This is a genomic window from Methylobacterium sp. HJ2, from assembly GCF_056431005.1.
Genome location: NZ_JBWJYM010000007.1, coordinates 139,436 through 157,620, shown reverse-complemented (window position 1 = coordinate 157,620; position 18,185 = coordinate 139,436). Strand labels below are relative to the sequence as shown.

At 70.5% G+C, this 18,185-nt stretch carries 19 protein-coding genes; 7 read left to right on the top strand and 12 right to left on the bottom strand.

Annotation, left to right across the window (positions count from 1 at the left end; genetic code table 11):
- The first annotated feature begins 43 nt into the window (after nucleotides 1-43).
- The 4 genes from ACS5RC_RS17850 to msrP all read left to right on the top strand — a co-directional run bounded on the left by ACS5RC_RS17850 (nucleotide 44) and on the right by msrP (nucleotide 5,300).
- The gene (locus ACS5RC_RS17850) at nucleotides 44-1,537 is read left to right on the top strand and encodes a leucyl aminopeptidase (RefSeq protein ID WP_478345239.1); all 1,494 of its coding nucleotides are present in this window, start codon (nucleotides 44-46) and stop codon (nucleotides 1,535-1,537) included.
- A gap of 23 nt (nucleotides 1,538-1,560) precedes the next feature.
- Nucleotides 1,561-2,244, top strand: coding sequence for a hypothetical protein (locus ACS5RC_RS17845; RefSeq protein ID WP_478345238.1), 684 nt, complete (start codon nucleotides 1,561-1,563; stop codon nucleotides 2,242-2,244).
- A 216-nt stretch (nucleotides 2,245-2,460) separates the two neighbouring features.
- Nucleotides 2,461-4,101, top strand: a complete 1,641-nt coding sequence (locus tag ACS5RC_RS17840; protein WP_478345402.1) for an AMP-binding protein — start codon at nucleotides 2,461-2,463, stop codon at nucleotides 4,099-4,101.
- A 254-nt stretch (nucleotides 4,102-4,355) separates the two neighbouring features.
- On the top strand, nucleotides 4,356-5,300 hold the full coding sequence (gene msrP, locus ACS5RC_RS17835) for a protein-methionine-sulfoxide reductase catalytic subunit MsrP (RefSeq protein WP_478345237.1): 945 nt from the start codon (nucleotides 4,356-4,358) through the stop codon (nucleotides 5,298-5,300).
- A gap of 54 nt (nucleotides 5,301-5,354) precedes the next feature.
- Here the strand turns inward: msrP and ACS5RC_RS17830 are convergent, their stop codons facing one another.
- The 10 genes from ACS5RC_RS17830 to hemB all read right to left on the bottom strand — a co-directional run bounded on the left by ACS5RC_RS17830 (nucleotide 5,355) and on the right by hemB (nucleotide 16,231).
- Nucleotides 5,355-6,245, bottom strand: a complete 891-nt coding sequence (locus tag ACS5RC_RS17830) for a LysR family transcriptional regulator (protein ID WP_478345236.1) — start codon at nucleotides 6,243-6,245, stop codon at nucleotides 5,355-5,357.
- A 214-nt stretch (nucleotides 6,246-6,459) separates the two neighbouring features.
- Entirely contained in the window at nucleotides 6,460-7,437 is a 978-nt protein-coding gene (gene trxB, locus ACS5RC_RS17825) for a thioredoxin-disulfide reductase (protein ID WP_478345235.1), read from the bottom strand.
- A gap of 25 nt (nucleotides 7,438-7,462) precedes the next feature.
- Nucleotides 7,463-8,488, bottom strand: a complete 1,026-nt coding sequence (locus tag ACS5RC_RS17820; RefSeq protein WP_478345234.1) for a mitochondrial fission ELM1 family protein — start codon at nucleotides 8,486-8,488, stop codon at nucleotides 7,463-7,465.
- Between the two features lie 29 nt (nucleotides 8,489-8,517).
- Nucleotides 8,518-9,057: a hypothetical protein gene (locus ACS5RC_RS17815; RefSeq protein WP_478345233.1), complete on the bottom strand. Its 540-nt coding sequence runs from the start codon at nucleotides 9,055-9,057 to the stop codon at nucleotides 8,518-8,520.
- A gap of 6 nt (nucleotides 9,058-9,063) precedes the next feature.
- Nucleotides 9,064-9,540, bottom strand: a complete 477-nt coding sequence (gene greA / locus ACS5RC_RS17810) for a transcription elongation factor GreA (protein WP_478345401.1) — start codon at nucleotides 9,538-9,540, stop codon at nucleotides 9,064-9,066.
- 103 nt (nucleotides 9,541-9,643) lie between these two features.
- Nucleotides 9,644-13,132: a carbamoyl-phosphate synthase large subunit gene (carB, locus tag ACS5RC_RS17805; RefSeq protein WP_478345232.1), complete on the bottom strand. Its 3,489-nt coding sequence runs from the start codon at nucleotides 13,130-13,132 to the stop codon at nucleotides 9,644-9,646.
- Nucleotides 13,133-13,311: 179 nt separating this feature from the next.
- The gene (locus ACS5RC_RS17800) at nucleotides 13,312-14,058 is read right to left on the bottom strand and encodes an arginyltransferase (RefSeq protein ID WP_478345231.1); all 747 of its coding nucleotides are present in this window, start codon (nucleotides 14,056-14,058) and stop codon (nucleotides 13,312-13,314) included.
- Nucleotides 14,059-14,191: 133 nt separating this feature from the next.
- Nucleotides 14,192-14,680, bottom strand: coding sequence for an RDD family protein (locus ACS5RC_RS17795; RefSeq protein ID WP_478345230.1), 489 nt, complete (start codon nucleotides 14,678-14,680; stop codon nucleotides 14,192-14,194).
- Between the two features lie 100 nt (nucleotides 14,681-14,780).
- Nucleotides 14,781-15,179 (bottom strand): hypothetical protein, encoded by a 399-nt coding sequence (locus ACS5RC_RS17790; protein WP_478345229.1) that lies wholly within the window; start codon nucleotides 15,177-15,179, stop codon nucleotides 14,781-14,783.
- Complete coding sequence (gene hemB / locus ACS5RC_RS17785) at nucleotides 15,176-16,231, bottom strand: porphobilinogen synthase (protein WP_478345228.1); 1,056 nt, start codon at nucleotides 16,229-16,231, stop codon at nucleotides 15,176-15,178. Before hemB ends, ACS5RC_RS17790 begins: the two co-directional genes overlap by 4 nt.
- On the opposite strand from hemB, the gene ACS5RC_RS17780 reads away from it, so the two are divergent.
- The 3 genes from ACS5RC_RS17780 (at nucleotide 16,230) to ldtR (ending at nucleotide 17,740) form a co-directional block, all read left to right on the top strand.
- Nucleotides 16,230-16,451, top strand: coding sequence for a hypothetical protein (locus ACS5RC_RS17780; protein WP_478345227.1), 222 nt, complete (start codon nucleotides 16,230-16,232; stop codon nucleotides 16,449-16,451). The two genes, hemB and ACS5RC_RS17780, sit on opposite strands and share 2 nt — an antisense overlap.
- A gap of 164 nt (nucleotides 16,452-16,615) precedes the next feature.
- The gene (locus ACS5RC_RS17775; protein ID WP_478345226.1) at nucleotides 16,616-17,062 is read left to right on the top strand and encodes a DUF6163 family protein; all 447 of its coding nucleotides are present in this window, start codon (nucleotides 16,616-16,618) and stop codon (nucleotides 17,060-17,062) included.
- A gap of 162 nt (nucleotides 17,063-17,224) precedes the next feature.
- Complete coding sequence (ldtR, locus tag ACS5RC_RS17770; protein ID WP_478345225.1) at nucleotides 17,225-17,740, top strand: transcriptional regulator LdtR; 516 nt, start codon at nucleotides 17,225-17,227, stop codon at nucleotides 17,738-17,740.
- A 127-nt stretch (nucleotides 17,741-17,867) separates the two neighbouring features.
- Here the strand turns inward: ldtR and pqqA (ACS5RC_RS17765) are convergent, their stop codons facing one another.
- Entirely contained in the window at nucleotides 17,868-17,957 is a 90-nt protein-coding gene (gene pqqA, locus ACS5RC_RS17765; protein WP_109951178.1) for a pyrroloquinoline quinone precursor peptide PqqA, read from the bottom strand.
- 62 nt (nucleotides 17,958-18,019) lie between these two features.
- Complete coding sequence (pqqA, locus tag ACS5RC_RS17760) at nucleotides 18,020-18,109, bottom strand: pyrroloquinoline quinone precursor peptide PqqA (RefSeq protein ID WP_238229886.1); 90 nt, start codon at nucleotides 18,107-18,109, stop codon at nucleotides 18,020-18,022.
- Nucleotides 18,110-18,185: the final 76 nt, after the last annotated feature.

The following is an 18,185-nucleotide window of genomic DNA, read 5'->3' as shown; positions in this document are numbered from 1 at the left end:
GTCACGCGCCCGGGACGGCAGCGCGAGCGCGGAAAGCGAACTCATGGCGGACGGCATCACCATCACCTTCGCTCCGGTGGGCCGGACCGGCGGCGGCGACCTCGTGGTGTTCGTGGGCGACGATCTCGCCCTCGGCTCGGGGGCGGTCGAGGTTCTGGGAAGCGCCGGGCGCGATCTCGTGGCCCGCGCCGCGGCCTCGGAGCAGTTCAAGGGCCGTGCCCTCACCGCGATGAGCCTCCCGGCCCCGGCCGGCGTCGAGGCCGAGCGCCTCGTCGTGGTCGGCCTGGGCACCGAGAAGGACCGGACCAAGATCGAGTGGCCGGTGCTCGGGGGCTTCACCGCCGGCAAGGTCTCGGGCCGGCAGGCCCGGGTGGTGCTCGACTGGCCGGGCACCGAGGTCTCGGCGCGCAACGCAGCCGATTTCGCCCTGGGCGCGCGCCTGCGCAGCTACAGCTTCGACCGCTACAAGACCAAGAAGAAGCCCGACGCCGAGGACAAGGGCGGCAGCGCCCTCACCCTGATGCTCGGCCAGCACCGGGCGGCCGAGGCCGAGGCCGAGGAGACCCGCGCGGTGGCCGAGGGCGTCGTCCTCGCCCGCGACCTGATCAACGAGCCGCCGAACGTGCTCTTCCCCGAGGAATTCGCCCGGCGCGCCTCGGAGCTCGGCCGCCTCGGCGTCGAGATCGAGGTGCTGGAGCCCGCCCGCATGCGCGAGCTCGGCATGGGGGCGCTCCTCGCGGTCGCGGCCGGCTCCGCCCGCGAGCCCCGGGTGGTGCTGATGCGCTGGAACGGCGGACCGGCGGGCGAGGCGCCGCTCGCGCTGATCGGCAAGGGCGTGGTCTTCGATTCCGGCGGCGTCTCGATCAAGTCCGCCGGCGGCATGGAGGACATGAAGGGCGACATGGGCGGCGCCGCCGCCGTCGTCGGCACGCTCCACGCGCTCGCCGCCCGCAAGGCCAAGGTGAACGTGGTCGGCGCCATCGGCATCGTCGAGAACATGCCCGACGGGCAATCCTACCGGCCCTCCGACATCGTCACCTCGATGTCCGGGCAGACGATCGAGGTGATCAACACCGACGCCGAGGGGCGCCTCGTCCTGGCCGACGTGATCTGGCACGTGCAGCAATCCTGCAAGCCGAAGGCGATCATCGATCTCGCCACGCTCACCGGTGCGATCATCGTGGCGCTCGGGCAGGACATCGCCGGCCTGTTCTCGAACGACGACGATCTCGCCGCGCGCATCCACGCGGCGGGCGAGGCGACCGGCGAGAAGGTCTGGCGGATGCCCCTGATCCCCGCCTACGACAAGGCGATCGACTCGAAGTTCGCCGACATGAAGAACACCGGCGGGCGCCACGGCGGGGCGGCCACGGCCGCCACCTTCATCAAGCGCTACGTCAACGACGTGCCCTGGGCGCATCTCGACATCGCGGGCGTCGGCATGTCCTCCTCGCCCACCGAGATCAACCGGAGCTGGGGCGCCGGCTGGGGCGTGCGCCTGCTCGACCGGCTGATCCGCGACGGCTACGAGGGCTGATCGCCCGCATCCCGTAGGATCCCATGCGCCGCGTCGCGCTCATCACCGCCGCGATCCCGGTCGCCGCGGCGCTCCTCGCGCTCGGGCTGGTGGCCGGGCTGGGCCTCAGCGCGCGCTCGCCCCTGCCGCCGGTCCTCGACGCGCTCGCCTACGGGTTCTTCCTCGAGCGCTACCCGCTCTTCGCCTTCGGCCTCGTCTACGGGCTCGCGCGAATCGCCGCCGCGGCGGCGGGGCCGGGGCCCGCCGGCTGGGCGCGGCGGCTGCCGTTCGGGCTCCTCGGCCTCGCCCTGCTCGCGGGCCTCTCGCTCTATCCGACCTTCGGCGGCCTCGTCCTGCGCGGCGGCTTCGCCGTGGGCGGGGTCGCCTTCCTCAACCATCAGCCCATGCTGGTGGCCTATGCCCTCGGCGCCGCCGTCGCTGCCCTGGCCTTCGGTCTGCCGATCGGCCTCGCGGTCCTGCTGGCGAACCGGCGATTCTCCGGGATCGGCCGCGGGCTGGCGACCGCGGCCCTGAGCTTTCTCGCCCTCTGGTTCGCCGCCGCCCTGCTCGGCCTCGCCCGGGACGAGGGCATCGGCCCCTGGCCGCGGCGCGCCTTCACGGCGGGCGAGGCCGCGAGCGCGGCCGGGATCCTGCTGCTCGCCTGCCTGCCGCACGCGCTGGTCTCGGCCCTGCGCGCGCCCGCGTCCGCGGCGACCGCGCGACGCTGAGGATCCGGGCGGCTCCGCGACCGGCGACGATGCCGGCCGGCTGTCTAGCGCCGATCCGCCGACTCGCTTGCCCCGCTCCCGGCCCTGTCGCAATGATCCGAATCGAGGGAGCGGGACAATGGGTAGCGCGGCCGGCAGACGCCGCGCGTCAGGGAGTACGCCGTGATCGAGCAAACCAGGGCCCCCCGTCCGTGGGTCGGGGCCTATCCGCCGGGCATGCCGGCCGAGATCGATGTGGACGGGCTCGGCACCGTCCTCGACCTGTTCGAGACGAGCGTCGCCCGCTACGCCGACCGTGCCGCGGTGATCTGCTTCGGTTCGTCGATGCGCTACGCCGCACTCGGCGCCGACGCGCGGGCGCTCGCGGCCTGGCTGCAGGGGCAGGGCCTCGCCCAGGGCGACCGCGTCGCCATCATGATGCCGAACGTGCCCGCCTACGCCGTGGCCCTGTTCGGGGTGATCGCGGCGGGCGGCACGGTGGTCAACGTCAACCCGCTCTACACGCCGCGCGAGCTGACCGCGCAGATCACGGATTCGGGCGCCCGGATCGTGATCGTGCTGGAGAATTTCGCCGGCACGGTCGCCGCGGCGCTGCCCGATCTCGCCCTCGACCGCGTGGTCGTGGCCCGCGCGGGCGACGGGCTCGGGCTCAAGGGCCGGGTGATCAGCCTCGCGGCGCGCCACATCAAGAAGGCGGTGCCGGCCTACGCCCTTCCGGCGGGCCTCGCCCACGGCTTCGAGGACGCCGTGAAGGCCGGCCGCCGTCTGCCCTATCGCCGGCCGGACCTCGGCCCCGAGGACCTCGCCTTCCTGCAATATACCGGCGGCACCACCGGCATCGCCAAGGCCGCGATGCTCACGCACCGCAACATCATGGCCAACGTGGTGCAGTCCCAGACCTGGTTCGAGGCGATCGACCCGGACGGTCCGCAGCGCACGATGGTCACGGCGCTGCCGCTCTACCACATCTTCGCGCTGACCTGCTGCTTCCTGTTCTTCATCCGAGCCGGCGGCTCCTGCCTGCTGATCCCCAACCCGCGCGACGCCGACGGCTTCATCAAGACGCTCAAGCAGCACCGCTTCACCCACATGTCGGGGGTGAACACGCTCTTCAACCTGCTGAACAACCATCCGCAGATCGGCACCGTGGACTTCTCCCATCTCGACTACGTGGTGGCCGGCGGTATGGCGGTGCAGAAATCCGTGGCCGCGCGCTGGAAGCAGATCACCGGCAAGGCCATCATCGAGGGCTACGGCCTCTCCGAGACCTCCCCGGTGGTCTGCGTGAACCCGTATCGGCTGAGCGAATGGTCGGGCACGATCGGCTACCCGCTACCCTCCACCGACGTCTCGATCCGCGACGCGGACGGGATGCCCCTGCCGGTCGGCGTCCCGGGCGAGATCTGCGTGCGCGGGCCGCAGGTGATGAAGGGCTACTGGAACCGGCCCGACGAGACCAGGCGGGCGATGACCGCCGACGGGTTCTTCCGCACCGGCGACGTGGCGGTGATGCTGCCGGACGGGCAGGTCCGCATCGTCGACCGGATGAAGGACATGATCCTGGTCTCGGGCTTCAACGTCTACCCGAACGAGGTCGAGGACGTCCTGGCCTCCCATCCGGGCGTGCTTGAGTGCGCGGTGGTCGGCGCGCCCTGCGACGACAGCGGCGAGATGGTGGTGGCCCACGTGGTGCTGAAGGATGCGGGCCTCACCGGGGATGCGATCCGCCTGCACGCCCGCTCGCAGCTCACCGGCTACAAGGTGCCGCGCAAGGTCGTGATCCACGACAGCCTGCCGAAGACCAATGTCGGCAAGGTGCTGCGCCGGGCCCTGCGCGACGACGCCCCGGCCGCCTGAGCCGCCTCCGGGGCTCGTCTCAGGCTCGCTCGGTCCGGACCGCGACGAGCCCGACGCGTCGCGCTCCGTCCGCGCGGCCCGCCAGCCTCGCGGATCGGGGCTATCGGTTCCGGTGCGGGCGCGTTGCGCGCACGCCGCCTGCGGCACCATGCGCCGTAACCCTGCGGTTTCTTGAACGAAGCCGCAGGCGCGGCCGGTTGTGCCGGCCGGCTCCAGGGCCGATCTTGCCGGAGCTTCGCGCGCAGGAGAGCAGCATGTTGATCAAGCGGACCCGCGGCTGGGAGATCCCCGAACGCCTCGCGACACCGGAAGCGGTCTTCCTGAACCGCCGCGCGCTTCTCGCCGGCGCCACCGGACTCGCCGCGGGGTCGCTCGCCGGCGGTTCCATGGCCTTTGCCGCGGCCGGCCCCTACCCGGCGCCGCGCAACGACGGCTACACGCTGGACCGCCCGGTCACGCCGGAGCGCTACAGCGCGGACTACAACAACTTCTACGAGTTCGGCACCTCGAAGAGCGTCCTGCCGGCCGCCAACGCCCTCAGGACCGACCCCTGGGTGATCAAGGTCGACGGCCTCGTCGAGAAGCCGTTCGAGATCGGCGTCGAGGACTTGATCCGGAAGATCGGGCTGGAGGAGCGGCTCTACCGGCACCGCTGCGTCGAGGCGTGGTCGATGGCCGTGCCCTGGACGGGCTTCCCGCTGTCGAAGCTCGTGGCCTTGGCCAAGCCCGCGTCCGGCGCGAAATACGTACAGTTCCAGACCTTTCTGGACAAGGCGATGGCCCCGGGCCAGCGGGCGTTCTTCTATCCGTGGCCCTATGTCGAAGGGCTGACGATGGCCGAGGCCGGCAACGACCTGCCGTTCGTCGTCACCGGAATCTACGGCAAGCCGCTGCCGAACCAGTTCGGCGCCCCGATCCGGCTCGCGGTGCCGTGGAAGTACGGGTTCAAGTCGATCAAGTCGATCGTGAAGGTGTCGTTCGTGGCGGAGCGGCCCAAGACTTTCTGGGAGGGCCTGCAATCCTCCGAGTACGGCTTCTGGGCCAACGTCAACCCGGCCGTCCCGCATCCGCGCTGGAGCCAGGCCAGCGAGCGGGTGCTCGGTACCGACCAGCGCGTGCCGACCCTGATCTACAACGGCTACGGCGAGCAGGTCGCCGATCTCTACAAGGGCCTGGAGAAGGAGCGGCTGTTCGTCTGACGCCCGGTGATCGCGGGCTCCCGGCACGCGGCCGGGAGCTCGAGCGCCGCCGGCTCAGTAGGTCCAGCGCTGGGCCTTCGCCACCAGGAAGTCGCGGAACGCCTGCACGCGGGCGACGGTGCGCATCTCCTCGGCATAGACGAGGTAGCTGTCCAGCGTCGGCATCTCGCTGTCGCGCAGCACCTGAACCAGCGTCTCGCCGCCGTCCACGGCGTAGTCCGGCAGGATGCCGATGCCGACGCCGGTCTCCATCGCCTTCTGCAGGGCCGCGACGTTGTTGACGGTGAAGTGCACCGGCCTCCGCTCGCGGCCCTCGCGGCCGATATCGGCGAGGTAATGCGCGGCTAGCAGATAGGAGGGCTCGTTCCCGCCGAACGAGACGAGGCGATGGTCGTCGAGATCGGCGATGGTCTTGGGCTCGCCGAAGCGCTTCACGTAATCCGGGCTCGCGAAGGCGTGGTAATGCACGGTGAAGAGCCGGCGCTGGATCAGGTCGGGCTGGGCCGGGCGGCGCATGCGGATGGCGATGTCGGCCTCGCGCATGGCGAGGTCGAGCTCCTCGTTCGTCAGGATCAGCTCGATCCGCACGTCCGGATAGAGATCGAGGAACTCCGCCACCCGCTGGGCGAGCCAGGCCGTGCCGAGGCCGACCGTGGTCGTCACCTTGAGGTCGCCCGACGGGCGCTCGCTGGTCTCGACGAGGCGCGCCTTGGTGTTCTCCAGGCGCAGCTTCATGTCGCGCGCCGCGCGGAACAGCAGGTCGCCCTGCTCGGTCAGGATCAGCCCGCGGGCGTGGCGGTGGAAGAGCGGCGCTTTCAGCTCACGCTCGAGGGCGCTGATCTGGCGGCTGACCGCCGATTGGCTCAGCCCGATATCGTCGCCGGCTTTCGTGAAGCTTCCCGCTTCGGCGACATTGAGGAAGATCCGGATCTTGTCCCAATCCACGGCGGCCCCGCACACGTGAAACGCCCGCGCGCCTGCGCGGTCGAGCTTCCGGTCCGATCCGCACCGTTGCGGCGGGCCGCGCTCGGCTGACATCATCGCACTGCGGCAATGTCGCCAGCACATAACTCATGCGTGCAGGAGGTCGCTCCGCGCAAGTCGCGCGGAGACAATTTTGTTGACGGCGCACCGGAATGGCGCGGCGGGCGCCGTGGGGTTACTCGGCCGCGGCCTGCTGCGGCGGCTCGCCGATCTCCAGGTTGGCGAGGTACTTCTCGGCTTCCAAAGCCGCCATGCAGCCCATGCCGGCCGCCGTGATCGCCTGCCGGTAGACGTCGTCGGTGACGTCGCCCGCCGCGAACACGCCCGGGATCTCGGTCTCGGCGGTGCCCGGCCGAACGCTGAGGTAGCCGCCGTGGCGCATGGGAAGCTGCCCCTCGAAGATCGCGGTGGCCGGCTGATGGCCGATCGCGACGAACAGGCCGTCGGCCTTGCGCTCGCTGATCGCGCCGGTGCGCACGTCGCGCAGGCGCAGATGGGTGACCGTCGGCGCCGGCTTGTCCGTGCCGCAGACCTCCTCCACGGCGTGGTTCCAGACCACCTCGACGTTGGGATGCTTGAACAGGCGCTCCTGCAGGATGCGCTCGGCCCGGAAGGCGTCGCGCCGATGCACGACGGTGACCTTGGCGGCGATGTTGGCGAGGTAGAGCGCCTCCTCAACGGCCGTGTTGCCGCCGCCGACCACGACGACCTCGCGCCCGCGGAAGAAGAAGCCGTCGCAGGTGGCGCAGGCCGAGACGCCGCCGCCCTGGTACTTCGCCTCGGAGGGCAGCCCGAGCCACTTGGCCTGGGCGCCCGTGGCGATGATGAGCGCGTCGCACGAGTAGGTCTCGCCCGAATCCGCCTCGAGCCGGAAGGGCCGCTGCTTCAGGTCGACCGTGGTGATGTACTCGGAGACGATGCGGGTTCCGACATGCTCGGCCTGGAGCCGCATCTGCTCCATCAGCCAGGGCCCCTGGATCGCCTCGGCGAAGCCCGGGTAGTTCTCGACGTCCGTGGTGATCATCAGCTGCCCGCCGGGCTGGAAGCCGGAGATCAGCAGCGGCTCGACCATGGCGCGGGCGGCGTAGATCGCCGCCGTGTAGCCGGCAGGTCCGGAGCCGATGATCACGAGCTTGGCGTGGGTGTGGGCCATGTCGTCCTCGAATTCTGCCGGCGCCTCAGCCCGGCCGTGAAGCCCGGTGCGCCGCGTAGCGGCGGCCCAGCACCGCCGCGATGACGGGCGTCGCGTCGACCGGCTTGTAGCTCAGCGGTTCCAACCGACCGGTGAACGGCCGCAGGGCGCCCATGAGGGCGAGGCCCGCGAACATCCGCCGATGCCGGATATAGGTGCGCGGCAGGTCGAACAGCAGGACCGGCGCCCCGGTGCTCACCGCCTCGCTGACCATGTTGGCAGAATCCGACGTGACCACGACGGCGTCGGCGAGCGCCAGCATGGCGACGTAGGGGTTCTCGCCCGTCCCGTCCCAGAGGAAGCCGCCGGTATCGGCCGCCAGCACCTTCACCGCCTCTCGCAGGGGATCGGGCGTGCGGCGCGAGACCGTCACCATCAGGCGGCAGCCGCTGGCGGCGAGCTTGCGCAGGTCCGTCACCAGCCGGGTCATCTGGGCCCGGCCGTAGCTCAGGTGCCGGCTGTCGCCGCCGATCAGCACCGCCGCCCGCGGACCTGCGAGCGCCGCGAGCCGCGGATCCGGCTTGGCGCGCGCGGCGGCGAGGCGCTCGGCCGTCACCAGATGGGGTGCCGTCAGTGTGGTGAAGACGTTGGGCCCGCGCAGATCGTCGTAATCGGGCACCCAGATGAAGTCGGCGCTGTCCTGCCCCGTGCGCGGGTCCTTGAGGAAGGCCGTGAAGGTGTGCCCTTCGCTCGCCCGGCGCAAAGCCCGCATGTAGGGCACCGAGCGCCGTCCGGAGGCGATCAGGATCTCGGGGAACGGCCCGGCCAGCGCCCCGGAATTCCGGTACGGCCCGTGACGCGGGTCGATGGGCCCCCAGGGCGCCATCCAGCCGAAGGGTCCGTGCGCGGGCACGCGGCGCAGCACGTAGTCGAGGCCCAGCGTCTCGGCGATGCCGACGCACTGGTTCTCGTCGCCGGCCTTGCCGTCGGTGACGATCCAGGCCCGCGTACCCGCGAGCGCGCGCGGCGGAAGGGCCTCGGTCCGGCGGGTCGTGTCGATGTCCTGCTGCACGGTTCGAGCGGCGATCGAGGGGAGGCCGGTCAGTCCGCCGGCAGGCTGCGGCGCAGCCAGGCGGCGTAGATCTCGGCGATGGCCGCGACGCGGCGGCGCTCCGAGCCCGGCTCGTACCATGCGCCGCCGTAGCTCGACGGCATGGCGCTGAGCTGGGGATGGCGGGCGAGGACCGCGCCGCGCGGGCCGACGAGGAGCACCTCGCCGTCAAGGTAATCGGTCTGTCCGCCGCCTCCGAGGCTGCCGCGCCCGTTGTCGCCGCCCGCATAGGCCCGCAGCGACAGGCCGGTGACGCGCACCACGAGGCCGGGGCCGCGCCCGCCGATCCGGTCGCCGAAGCTGCGCTGGAGCGCCGCCGTGAGATCGGCCCGCAGGACCTCCGCCTGTGTGCCCCCACCCTGGGCGATCAGCGGGCGGACATCGACGCTGATCGAGCTGAAGCGCCCGCCCGCGGCGGCGAAGCCCTCGGCGCGGACGGCCCCCGAGATCGGCGGCGAGACCGATCCGACCAGGAGCGCCAGCCCTGCGGCGAGCACGGCCGCGAGGCGGCGCGAAAGCGGGATCCTCACCTGCGCTCAGCCGCCGTACTGGACGCCGACGACTTCGTAGGACTTGCCGCCGCCAGGCGTCGTCACCTCGACCGTGTCGCCGACGCCCTTGCCGATCAGCGCGCGGGCGATCGGCGAGGTGATCGAGACGCGGCCGGAATGCACGTCGGCCTCCGGCTCGCCCACGATCTGGTAGGTCTTCTCCTCCTCCGTGTCCTCGTCGACGAGCTTCACGGTGGCGCCGAACTTGATCTTGCTGCCCGACAGCTTCGAGACGTCGATGATCTCGGCGCGGGCGATCATGCTCTCGAGCTCGAGCACCCGGCCCTCGTTGTGTGACTGGGCCTCCTTGGCGGCGTGGTACTCCGCGTTCTCGGACAGGTCGCCATGGGCGCGGGCCTCGGAGATCGCGGCGACGATGCGCTGCCGCTCCACCTGCTGGCGGTGCTTCAGCTCCTCTTCGAGAGCGGCGAAGCCACGGACCGTGATCGGAACCTTGTCTATGCTCATCGTCTCGCGCCACAATGAAGAAGCCCGGCCGGGAGCTGAGTCGCTCCCTCCGGGCCAGTTGTCCGAGTTGTCGACATCGCGGCCGTCCCGTCGCGGGTCAGGCCACGAAATATTCCTGCAGGGCGCGGACTTCGAGATCGCCTTCGAGATAGGCCTGGATCCCTTCGGCCGCCGCCATCGCGCCCGCTAGAGTGGTGTAGTACGGCACTTTATGCAAGAGGGCCGCGCGGCGCAGGGAGCGCGAGTCCGAGAGCGCGCCGGCCCCTTCGGTCGTGTTCAACACGAGCTGGATGTCGCCGTTCTTGATGGCGTCGACCACGTGCGGGCGGCCTTCCAGCACCTTGTTGATCCGCTCCGTCGGCACGCCGTTCTCCACCAGGAAGCGCTGGGTGCCTCCCGTCGCCACGATGGTGAAGTCGAGCTGCTTCAGGAGGCGAATGGCCGGCAGGATGCGCGCCTTGTCGGCGTCGCGCACCGAGACGAACACGGCGCCGGAGCGCGGGACCTTCGTGCCCGAGCCGAGCTGGCTCTTGGCGAAGGCGACCCCGAAGCCGGCATCGAGCCCGATCACCTCGCCGGTCGAGCGCATCTCCGGCCCGAGCAGGACGTCGACGCCGGGGAAGCGGGCGAAGGGGAACACCGCCTCCTTGACGGCGATGTGGGCGAGCGTCTTCGGCTTGAGCCCGAATCCCGCGAGCGGCTCCCCGGCCATGACGCGGGCCGCGATCTTGGCGATCGGCTCGCCGATCACCTTGGCGACGAACGGGACGGTGCGCGAGGCCCGCGGGTTCACCTCCAGCACGTAGATGGCGCCGTCCTTGATCGCGTATTGCACGTTCATCAGGCCGCCGACCTTGAGCGCCAGCGCCATCGCGCGGGTCTGCCGCTCCAGCTCGGCGATGGTCTCGGGCGAGAGCGAGCGCGGCGGCAGCGAGCAGGCCGAATCGCCCGAGTGGATGCCCGCCTCCTCGATGTGCTCCATGATGCCGGCGATGAACACGTCCTGCCCGTCGCAGACCGCGTCGACGTCGACCTCCACCGCGTCCGAGAGGTAGCGGTCGAACAGCAGCGGGCTCTTGCCCAGCACCGTGTTGATCTGGCCGGTCTTGTCGTTGGGGTAGCGCGCCTTGACCTCGGAGGGGATGAGGCTCGGCAGGGTGTCGAAGAGGTAGTCGGCGAACTGCGCCTCGTCGCGGATGATCGCCATGGCGCGCCCGCCCAGCACGTAGCTCGGGCGCACCACGAAGGGCAGGCCGAGATCGGCTGCGACGAGCCGGCTCTGCTCCACCGAGTAGGCGATGCCGTTCTTCGGCTGCTTCATGCCGAGCTTGTCGAGCAGGCGCTTGAACTGGTCGCGGTCCTCGGCGAGGTCGATGGCGTCCGGCGAGGTGCCGAGGATCGGCACCCCCGCGGCCTCGAGGGCGCGGGCGAGCTTCAGGGGCGTCTGCCCGCCGAACTGCACGATCACGCCGTGCAGCGTGCCGGCCTGGCTCTCCGTCTCAATGATCTCGAGGACGTCCTCTTGCGTCAGCGGCTCGAAATAGAGCCGGTCCGAGGTGTCGTAGTCGGTCGAGACCGTCTCCGGATTGCAATTGACCATGATGGTCTCGTAGCCGGCCTCGGAAAGCGCGAAGCAGGCGTGGCAGCAGCAATAGTCGAACTCGATGCCCTGGCCGATCCGGTTCGGGCCGCCGCCGAGGATGATGACCTTCCTGGCGTCCGTGGGCTGCGCCTCGTCCACGACGGTGCCGGCGAAGGGCGCCACGTAGGTCGAGTACATGTAGGCGGTGGGCGCCTTGAACTCGGCCGCGCAGGTGTCGATGCGCTTGAACACCGGCCGCACCGCGAGTGCCCGGCGCTTCTCGCGGACCTCGGCCTCCTCCATTCGCGCCAGCACCGCGAGGCGCGCGTCGGAGAAGCCCGCCGCCTTGAGCTGGCGGAAGGCGCCGGGGGTGGCCGGCAGGCCGTGCGCCCGCACCCGGTTCTCGAGATCGATGATCGCCTGGAGCTGCTCCAGGAACCACGGGTCGATCTTGCAGGAGGCGTGGACCTCCTCCTGGCTGACGCCGAGGCGCAGGGCCTGCGCCACCTTCAACAGGCGGTCCGGCGTCGGCGTGCCGATCGCCGCCTTGATGGCGTTGTGGTCGTCGCCCTTGCCGAGGCCCTCGATCTCGATGTCGTCGAGGCCGGTCAGCCCGGTCTCCAGCGAGCGCAGGGCCTTCTGCAGCGATTCGGCGAAGCAGCGGCCGATCGCCATCGCCTCGCCCACAGACTTCATGGCGGTGGTGAGGGTCGGCTCGGCGCCCGGGAACTTCTCGAAGGCGAAGCGCGGGATCTTGGTGACGACGTAGTCGATCGTCGGCTCGAACGAGGCCGGGGTGGCGCCGCCGGTGATGTCGTTGGCGATCTCGTCGAGGGTGTAGCCGACCGCGAGCTTGGCCGCGACCTTCGCGATCGGGAAGCCGGTGGCCTTGGAGGCCAGCGCCGAGGAGCGCGAGACGCGCGGGTTCATCTCGATCACGATCATGCGCCCGGAGGCGGGGTCGATCGCGAACTGCACGTTCGAGCCGCCGGTCTCGACGCCGATCTCGCGCAGGACCGCCAGCGAGGCGTCGCGCATGATCTGGTATTCCTTGTCGGTCAGCGTCAGCGCCGGGGCCACCGTGATGGAATCGCCGGTGTGCACGCCCATCGGGTCGATGTTCTCGATGGAGCAGACGATGATGCAGTTGTCCGCCTTGTCGCGGACGACCTCCATCTCGTACTCCTTCCAGCCGAGCACGCTCTCCTCGATCAGCACCTCGTTCGTCGGCGAGGCGTCGATGCCGCGCTCCACGATGTCGAGGAACTCCTCGCGGTTGTAGGCGATGCCGCCGCCGGTGCCGCCCATCGTGAACGAGGGCCGGATGATGGCCGGGAGCCCGACCTCGGCCAGCGCGATCAGGGCCTGACCGATGGCGTGCTCGCCGTAGCGCTTGCGCCGCTCGGATTCGCCCGCGCTCCAGCTCTTCTCGAAGGCCGCGAGGGCCGCCTTGCGGGCGTCCGGCTCCGCATTGGCCGCCTCGATCCGGGCGATCTCGGCGAGATACTTCTCACGGTCGGCCTTCTTGGCGGCCGAGGCGTTGGCGAGGGCCGATTTCGGCGTCTCGAGACCGATCTTGGTCATGGCGTCGCGGAAGAGGTGGCGGTCCTCCGCCTTGTCGATCGCCTCGGCGGTGGCGCCGATCATCTGGACGTCGAACTTCTCGAGCACACCCATCTTCTGGAGCGAGAGGGCGCAGTTCAGCGCGGTCTGGCCGCCCATCGTCGGCAGGATCGCGAAGCCGCCGGGCAGGACGTGGCGCTCCTTCTCGATGATCTTGGCGACGACCTCGGGGGTGATCGGCTCGACATAGGTCGCGTCCGCCATGTCCGGGTCGGTCATGATGGTCGCGGGGTTCGAGTTGACGAGGACGATCCGATAGCCCTCCTCGCGCAGGGCCTTGCAGGCCTGCGTCCCCGAATAGTCGAACTCGCAGGCCTGACCGATGATGATCGGGCCCGCACCGACGATCAGGATCGAGGAGATATCGGTGCGCTTGGGCATGCCTGACCTTGTGTCACACGCACGCGCCCGAGCGCGGATGGTCCCTCGGCAGGGCCACGCGATCGAGCGGTGCGGTCGGATTGTCGTTGAGGCTCGCGTTTACACGCGAGGCGGCGGGTTTGAAAGGGCGACGTCGGCGGGGCAGGCTCATCCTGTGTGCAGGCCGGGGGACGACCGCCTCACGGCACGCGGACCCAGCCCTGCGCCATCAGCCGCTCCTGCGGGCGGAAGCGGGCCTTGTAGTCCATCTTGCGCGAGCCCTCGACCCAGTAGCCGAGGTAGAGGTAGGGCAGGCCGAGCGCCCGGGCGCGGCGGATATGGTCGAGGATCATGTAGGTGCCGAGCGAGCGGTGGGCCTCGTCGGGATCGTAGAACGAGTAGACCATCGACAGGCCGTCGGCGAGAACATCGGTCAGGCAATAGGCGACCGCCGGGCCGCTGCCGCGGCCGTTGATCGCCGTATCGGGCCCGCGGCGCCGGTAGGTGACCAGATGAGTGTCGACGTGGCTGTCCTCGATCATCATGGCGTAGTCGAGCACGGTCATGTCCACCATGCCGCCGTCGCCGTGGCGGGCATCGAGGTAGCGCCGGAACAGGGCGTATTGCTCGGAGGCGGGCCGGTTCGGCTCGTCGGCGCCGACGAGGTCGGCGCTGCGGCCGAGAATCCGCTTCTGGCTCGCCGAGGGCTCGAAATCCGCGACGACGACGCGCACCGAGATGCAGGCGCGGCAGGTCTCGCAGGCCGGCCGGTAGGCGATGGTCTGGGACCGGCGGAAGCCGCCCTGGGTCAGGATCTCGTTCAGATCCCGGGCCCGGCGGCCGACGAGGTGCGTGAAGACCTTCCGCTCCTCCTGCCCCGGCAGATAGGGGCAGGCCGACGGCGCGGTCAGGTAGAACTGCGGTGTATCGCGCGGGTGGCTCGTCACGCTTCACGTCGCCCTGGCGCCGGCAAAGCAGCCGAGCCGATGCTTGAGTGTAACGCCCGTCGGCCGCGGCTCAATGGGTCGGGCCAGCGCCGCGCCAATAAATTTCGGCGCATGGCCCGGCCCCCATCGCCCGTCAGCGCGCGTGCACGACGGCGAGGCCGAGGAGCAGGTCGTGGCCGAGGCGGCGGTCGCTGCGCACGAGGCCGAACGCGATGTCGACGAACCAGAGCAGGAAGGTCGAGATCGCCACGTAGAACAGCAGGGCGTGCACCGCCGCGGTGATCAGGTCGACCGGCCGGCCGCTCTCCGGTGCGACCACCCTGAGGCCGAGCATCCGCATGCCCAGCGTGCTCTGGCGGCGGCCGCCGACGGTGATCGCGCTGTACAGGATGCCGCTCGCCGGCAGGACGGCGAACAGCGTCCAGCCGAGCCCGAAGGTCACGAGGCCGATCACCGCGATCGCGATCCAGAGCAGCATCGAGAAGCCGAAGATGAACAGGATGTCGAGGAGATAGGCGCCGGTGCGCGCCCCGAGGCTCGCCCGCAGCATCGGCACCGGGACCGGCGGGAGGTAGGGGGGCGTCTCGAAGCGCTCGGCGTAACCGGTTTGGCGGCTCGGCATAGCGTCGCATCCTGTGCGGCGTGGCGGACGGTGACGAAGTGGGGACGCCGTGCCGATCCCTCAAGGCCACGCCCCGCCGCGGGTCCGCGGGGTCCCGCCCTCAGCGCCCCTCCGCGGCTCCGCCCGGGTCGGCAGCCTCCGCCTCGGGGGTGTCGAGGTAGAAGCGCTTGAGCATGTAGAGCGAGGCGCCGGTCAGGTTCTGCCGGTCGGTGGTGATGCCGGCGAGCTCCCGGCCCGAGGCGAACCGGCACACCGCCCAGTGCTGGCGCTGGCCGACGGCGTAATCCACCCGCACCGTCTCGGGCGAGTTGCCGGTCCCCGCGCGCAGCAGCCGCAAGCCGTCCTCCGAGCCGGCGAGCGCCGGCACCGCCCGGCGGCAGGTCGCCACGCGCTCGCGCTGCACGGTGTTCTCGCAGGCGGCGATGCCGGCGGCGAAGCCCGCGAGCGCGGCGCCGACGACGAGCCAGCGGCGCGTTCGCGGTTCGAGGCCGGGTCTCACGCGCCGGCGCGAAGGTGTTCGGCGACGCGGGGGGCGTAGTAGGTGAGGATTCCGTCGGCGCCCGCGCGCTTGAAGGCGAGCAGGCTCTCCAGCATCGCGCGCTCGCCGTCGATCCAGCCGTTGCGGGCGGCGCCTTCCAGCATCGCGTACTCGCCCGAGACCTGATACGCGAAGGTCGGCACGCCGAACTCGTCGCGGACGCGCCGGATGATGTCGAGATAGGGCATCCCCGGCTTGACCATCACCGAATCCGCGCCCTCCGCGAGATCGAGGGCGACCTCGCGCAGCGCCTCGTCGGAATTGCCCGGATCCATCTGGTAGGTGCGCTTGTCGCCCACCAGCGCCGCCTTGGTGCCGATCGCGTCGCGGAACGGCCCGTAGAAGGCGCTCGCGTACTTCGCCGCGTAGGCCATGATCTGCACGTCGAGGAAGCCCGCCTTGTCGAGCCCCGCCCGAATCGCGCCGACCCGGCCGTCCATCATGTCGGAGGGCGCGATGATGTCGGTGCCGGCCTCGGCCTGGATCAGGCTCTGCTCCACGAGGAGCGCCACGGTCTCGTCGTTGAGGATGGCGCCGTCCGCCAGCAGGCCGTCGTGGCCGTGGCTGGTATAGGGGTCGAGGGCGACGTCGGTCATCACGCCGATCTCCGGCACCGCCCGCTTCACCGCCCGCACCGCCCGGCAGACGAGGTTGTCGCGATTGAGCGCCTCGGAGCCGGTCGCGTCGCGCAGGCCGACCTCCGTGTAGGGGAAGAACGACACGGCCGGGATGCCGAGCCTCGCCGCCCGCTCGGCGGCGCGCACCGCCTCGTCCACGCTGAGGCGCTCGACGCCCGGCATGGAGGCGATCGGCTCGCGCCGGCCCTCGCCCTCGATCACGAAGAGCGGCCAGATCAGGTCGTCGACGGTCAGCGTGTTCTCGCGCACGAGGCGCCGGGACCACGCCGCCTTGCGATTGCGGCGCGGGCGCTGTGTGATGCCGAGCCCGCCGCGCGGGTTCGTCCTGGCCGCCTCGACGGCGATCGGGCGCGGCTCGGGGCTTTCGTGCGACATGGCGTGGAACCTGGGGACGCCCGACGGGGCCTTCGCGCGGGCCTACCACATCCGCCCGGTCTGTCGAACCCTGCCGGGCGTCCCGCCCCCGCTCGTCGCCAAGCCCGTCCCCACGCCCGTCCCCAAGCCCGGCACCTTGCCGTCCGCGCGCCGGTCCGGGGCCGGTCCCCAGCCCAGCGGGGCGCCCGAGGTTGACGCGACGTCGGGGGGCGGCTTCTAAGCGCTGCGGCGCCGGGGCGCTTCGCGCGGGACGGACCCCGCGCGGGGCCCGCTGAGGGGCCGGCCGAAGGGGAGGGCGCGTGAGACAATCGCGGGCGGACGGCGACGGGACCCGGGACGGACGGCGCGGCGACGCGCCGCGCTCCCGGACGCGGGCGGCCTGAGATGCGCACGCCGCTGAGGGGATCGCGCGGGACCGACGCCCCGGGGGACCGGATCGAGCGCAACGCCGACACGCGCAAGTCCCACTGGGACACCGCCCTGATCTGGTTCATGCGCGTCACCGCCCTGGTCTGGCTCGCCCGCAGCATCGCGTCCTGGGCCGCGATCGTCGACGCGTGGCCCGGCGGTCGGCCCTTCGAGAGCGAGCCGTTCGGCCGGCAGGCGGCAATCGTCTACTTCGCGGTGATCGACGCCACCGCGGCGATCGGGCTGTGGCTCACCAGCGCCTGGGGCGGGGTGATCTGGCTTCTCGCCGTCACCTCCTCGGTGACCCTGGCGCTGCTCACGCCGCAATTGCTCCCGACGCCGCTGACCCTCGTCGCGGCTCAGATCAGTATAGTTTTGATTTACTTCCTTTTGTCCTGGTCTGCGGCCAGGGACGTGCGGTAAACGGAAGGTTGTCGTAATCACTTCATTTTGCATTTACCGATAGAAGTAAATCGCGAATTCATCTTGTCGCTTAAAGCGCTTTTCATTCCCCGCCCGTAGGTTGGCTCCATAAGCGGCGCCGCAAACGGCGATCGACGACAAGCAGATCGGGCGAGGCACACGATGAAGACCCAGGCGACCAAGACCGTTGCGACCACCGCCGCCGCCCCCGAGGCGGCCCCGGCCCGCGGCTCCTATCTGGAGGCGCTGCACTTGGTGGAGCGGCTCCACCGCCGGCTCCTCGACGTGATCAAGGACGAGTTCGAGCGCCGCGGCCGCGAAGACCTCAACAGCGTCCAGGCGCTGCTGCTCTACAACATCGGCGACAAGGAGCTCACCGCGAGCGAGCTGCGCACGAAGGGCTACTATCTCGGCTCGAACGTGTCCTACAACGTGAAGAAGCTCGTCGAGACCGGCTTCCTCCACCACGCCCGCTCGAAGACCGACCGGCGCTCCGTCCGGATCAGCCTGACCGACAAGGGCCGGCAGGTGCACGAGATCATCCAGGGCCTCTACGACAAGCACGCCCGCACGATCGCCCCGATCGGCGGCATCAGCGAGGACGATTTCGGGCGCCTGAACCTCGCGCTGGGCCGCCTCGAGCGGTTCTGGACCGACCAGATCCGGTATCGCCTCTGAGCCGCCACGGCGTGAACGCATCGGGGCCGGACTGCGATCGCAGTCCGGCCCCGATGCGTTTCGGCATGAAAAAGGCGCCGCCTCGCGAGAGACGGCGCCCGGACGGGTCGCGGAAGCGACCGTCGGCTCAGTTGAAGGTGTCGATCTCAGCCGACTCGTAGCTGGTGACTTCCATGCCGACGCAGACTTCCTGGACGATGGGGGCGGACCACTTCATGGCGTTTCTCCGGTTTGGGGTAAGACTTGAAAGACAGGATCGGTCGTCAGGACCGGTTCGGCTCAGTTGAAGGTGTCGATCTCAGCCGACTCGTAGCTGGTGACTTCCATGCCGACGCAGATTTCCTGGACGACGGGGGCGGACCAAGCCATGGCGTTCTCTCCTGTGTTGGTGAGTGTTAGATAGGCGATGCTTGGGGCGCAATACAAGCGGGCCCTACACTTATAT

Bases quoted from the DNA above. Each gene is read 5' to 3' on its own strand.
- pqqA (WP_109951178.1), bottom strand. From the start codon at position 17,957: ATGAAGTGGTCCGCCCCCATCGTCCAGGAAGTCTGCGTCGGCATGGAA.
- ACS5RC_RS17780 (WP_478345227.1), top strand. From the start codon at position 16,230: ATGGCGTGGAACCTGGGGACGCCCGACGGGGCCTTCGCGCGGGCCTAC.
- msrP (WP_478345237.1), top strand. From the start codon at position 4,356: ATGTTGATCAAGCGGACCCGCGGCTGGGAGATCCCCGAACGCCTCGCG.
- ACS5RC_RS17840 (WP_478345402.1), top strand. From the start codon at position 2,461: ATGCCGGCCGAGATCGATGTGGACGGGCTCGGCACCGTCCTCGACCTG.
- trxB (WP_478345235.1), bottom strand. From the start codon at position 7,437: ATGGCCCACACCCACGCCAAGCTCGTGATCATCGGCTCCGGACCTGCC.
- pqqA (WP_238229886.1), bottom strand. From the start codon at position 18,109: ATGGCTTGGTCCGCCCCCGTCGTCCAGGAAATCTGCGTCGGCATGGAA.
- ldtR (WP_478345225.1), top strand. From the start codon at position 17,225: ATGAAGACCCAGGCGACCAAGACCGTTGCGACCACCGCCGCCGCCCCC.
- ACS5RC_RS17845 (WP_478345238.1), top strand. From the start codon at position 1,561: ATGCGCCGCGTCGCGCTCATCACCGCCGCGATCCCGGTCGCCGCGGCG.
- ACS5RC_RS17775 (WP_478345226.1), top strand. From the start codon at position 16,616: ATGCGCACGCCGCTGAGGGGATCGCGCGGGACCGACGCCCCGGGGGAC.
- ACS5RC_RS17850 (WP_478345239.1), top strand. From the start codon at position 44: ATGGCGGACGGCATCACCATCACCTTCGCTCCGGTGGGCCGGACCGGC.
- carB (WP_478345232.1), bottom strand. From the start codon at position 13,132: ATGCCCAAGCGCACCGATATCTCCTCGATCCTGATCGTCGGTGCGGGC.
- hemB (WP_478345228.1), bottom strand. From the start codon at position 16,231: ATGTCGCACGAAAGCCCCGAGCCGCGCCCGATCGCCGTCGAGGCGGCC.
- ACS5RC_RS17795 (WP_478345230.1), bottom strand. From the start codon at position 14,680: ATGCCGAGCCGCCAAACCGGTTACGCCGAGCGCTTCGAGACGCCCCCC.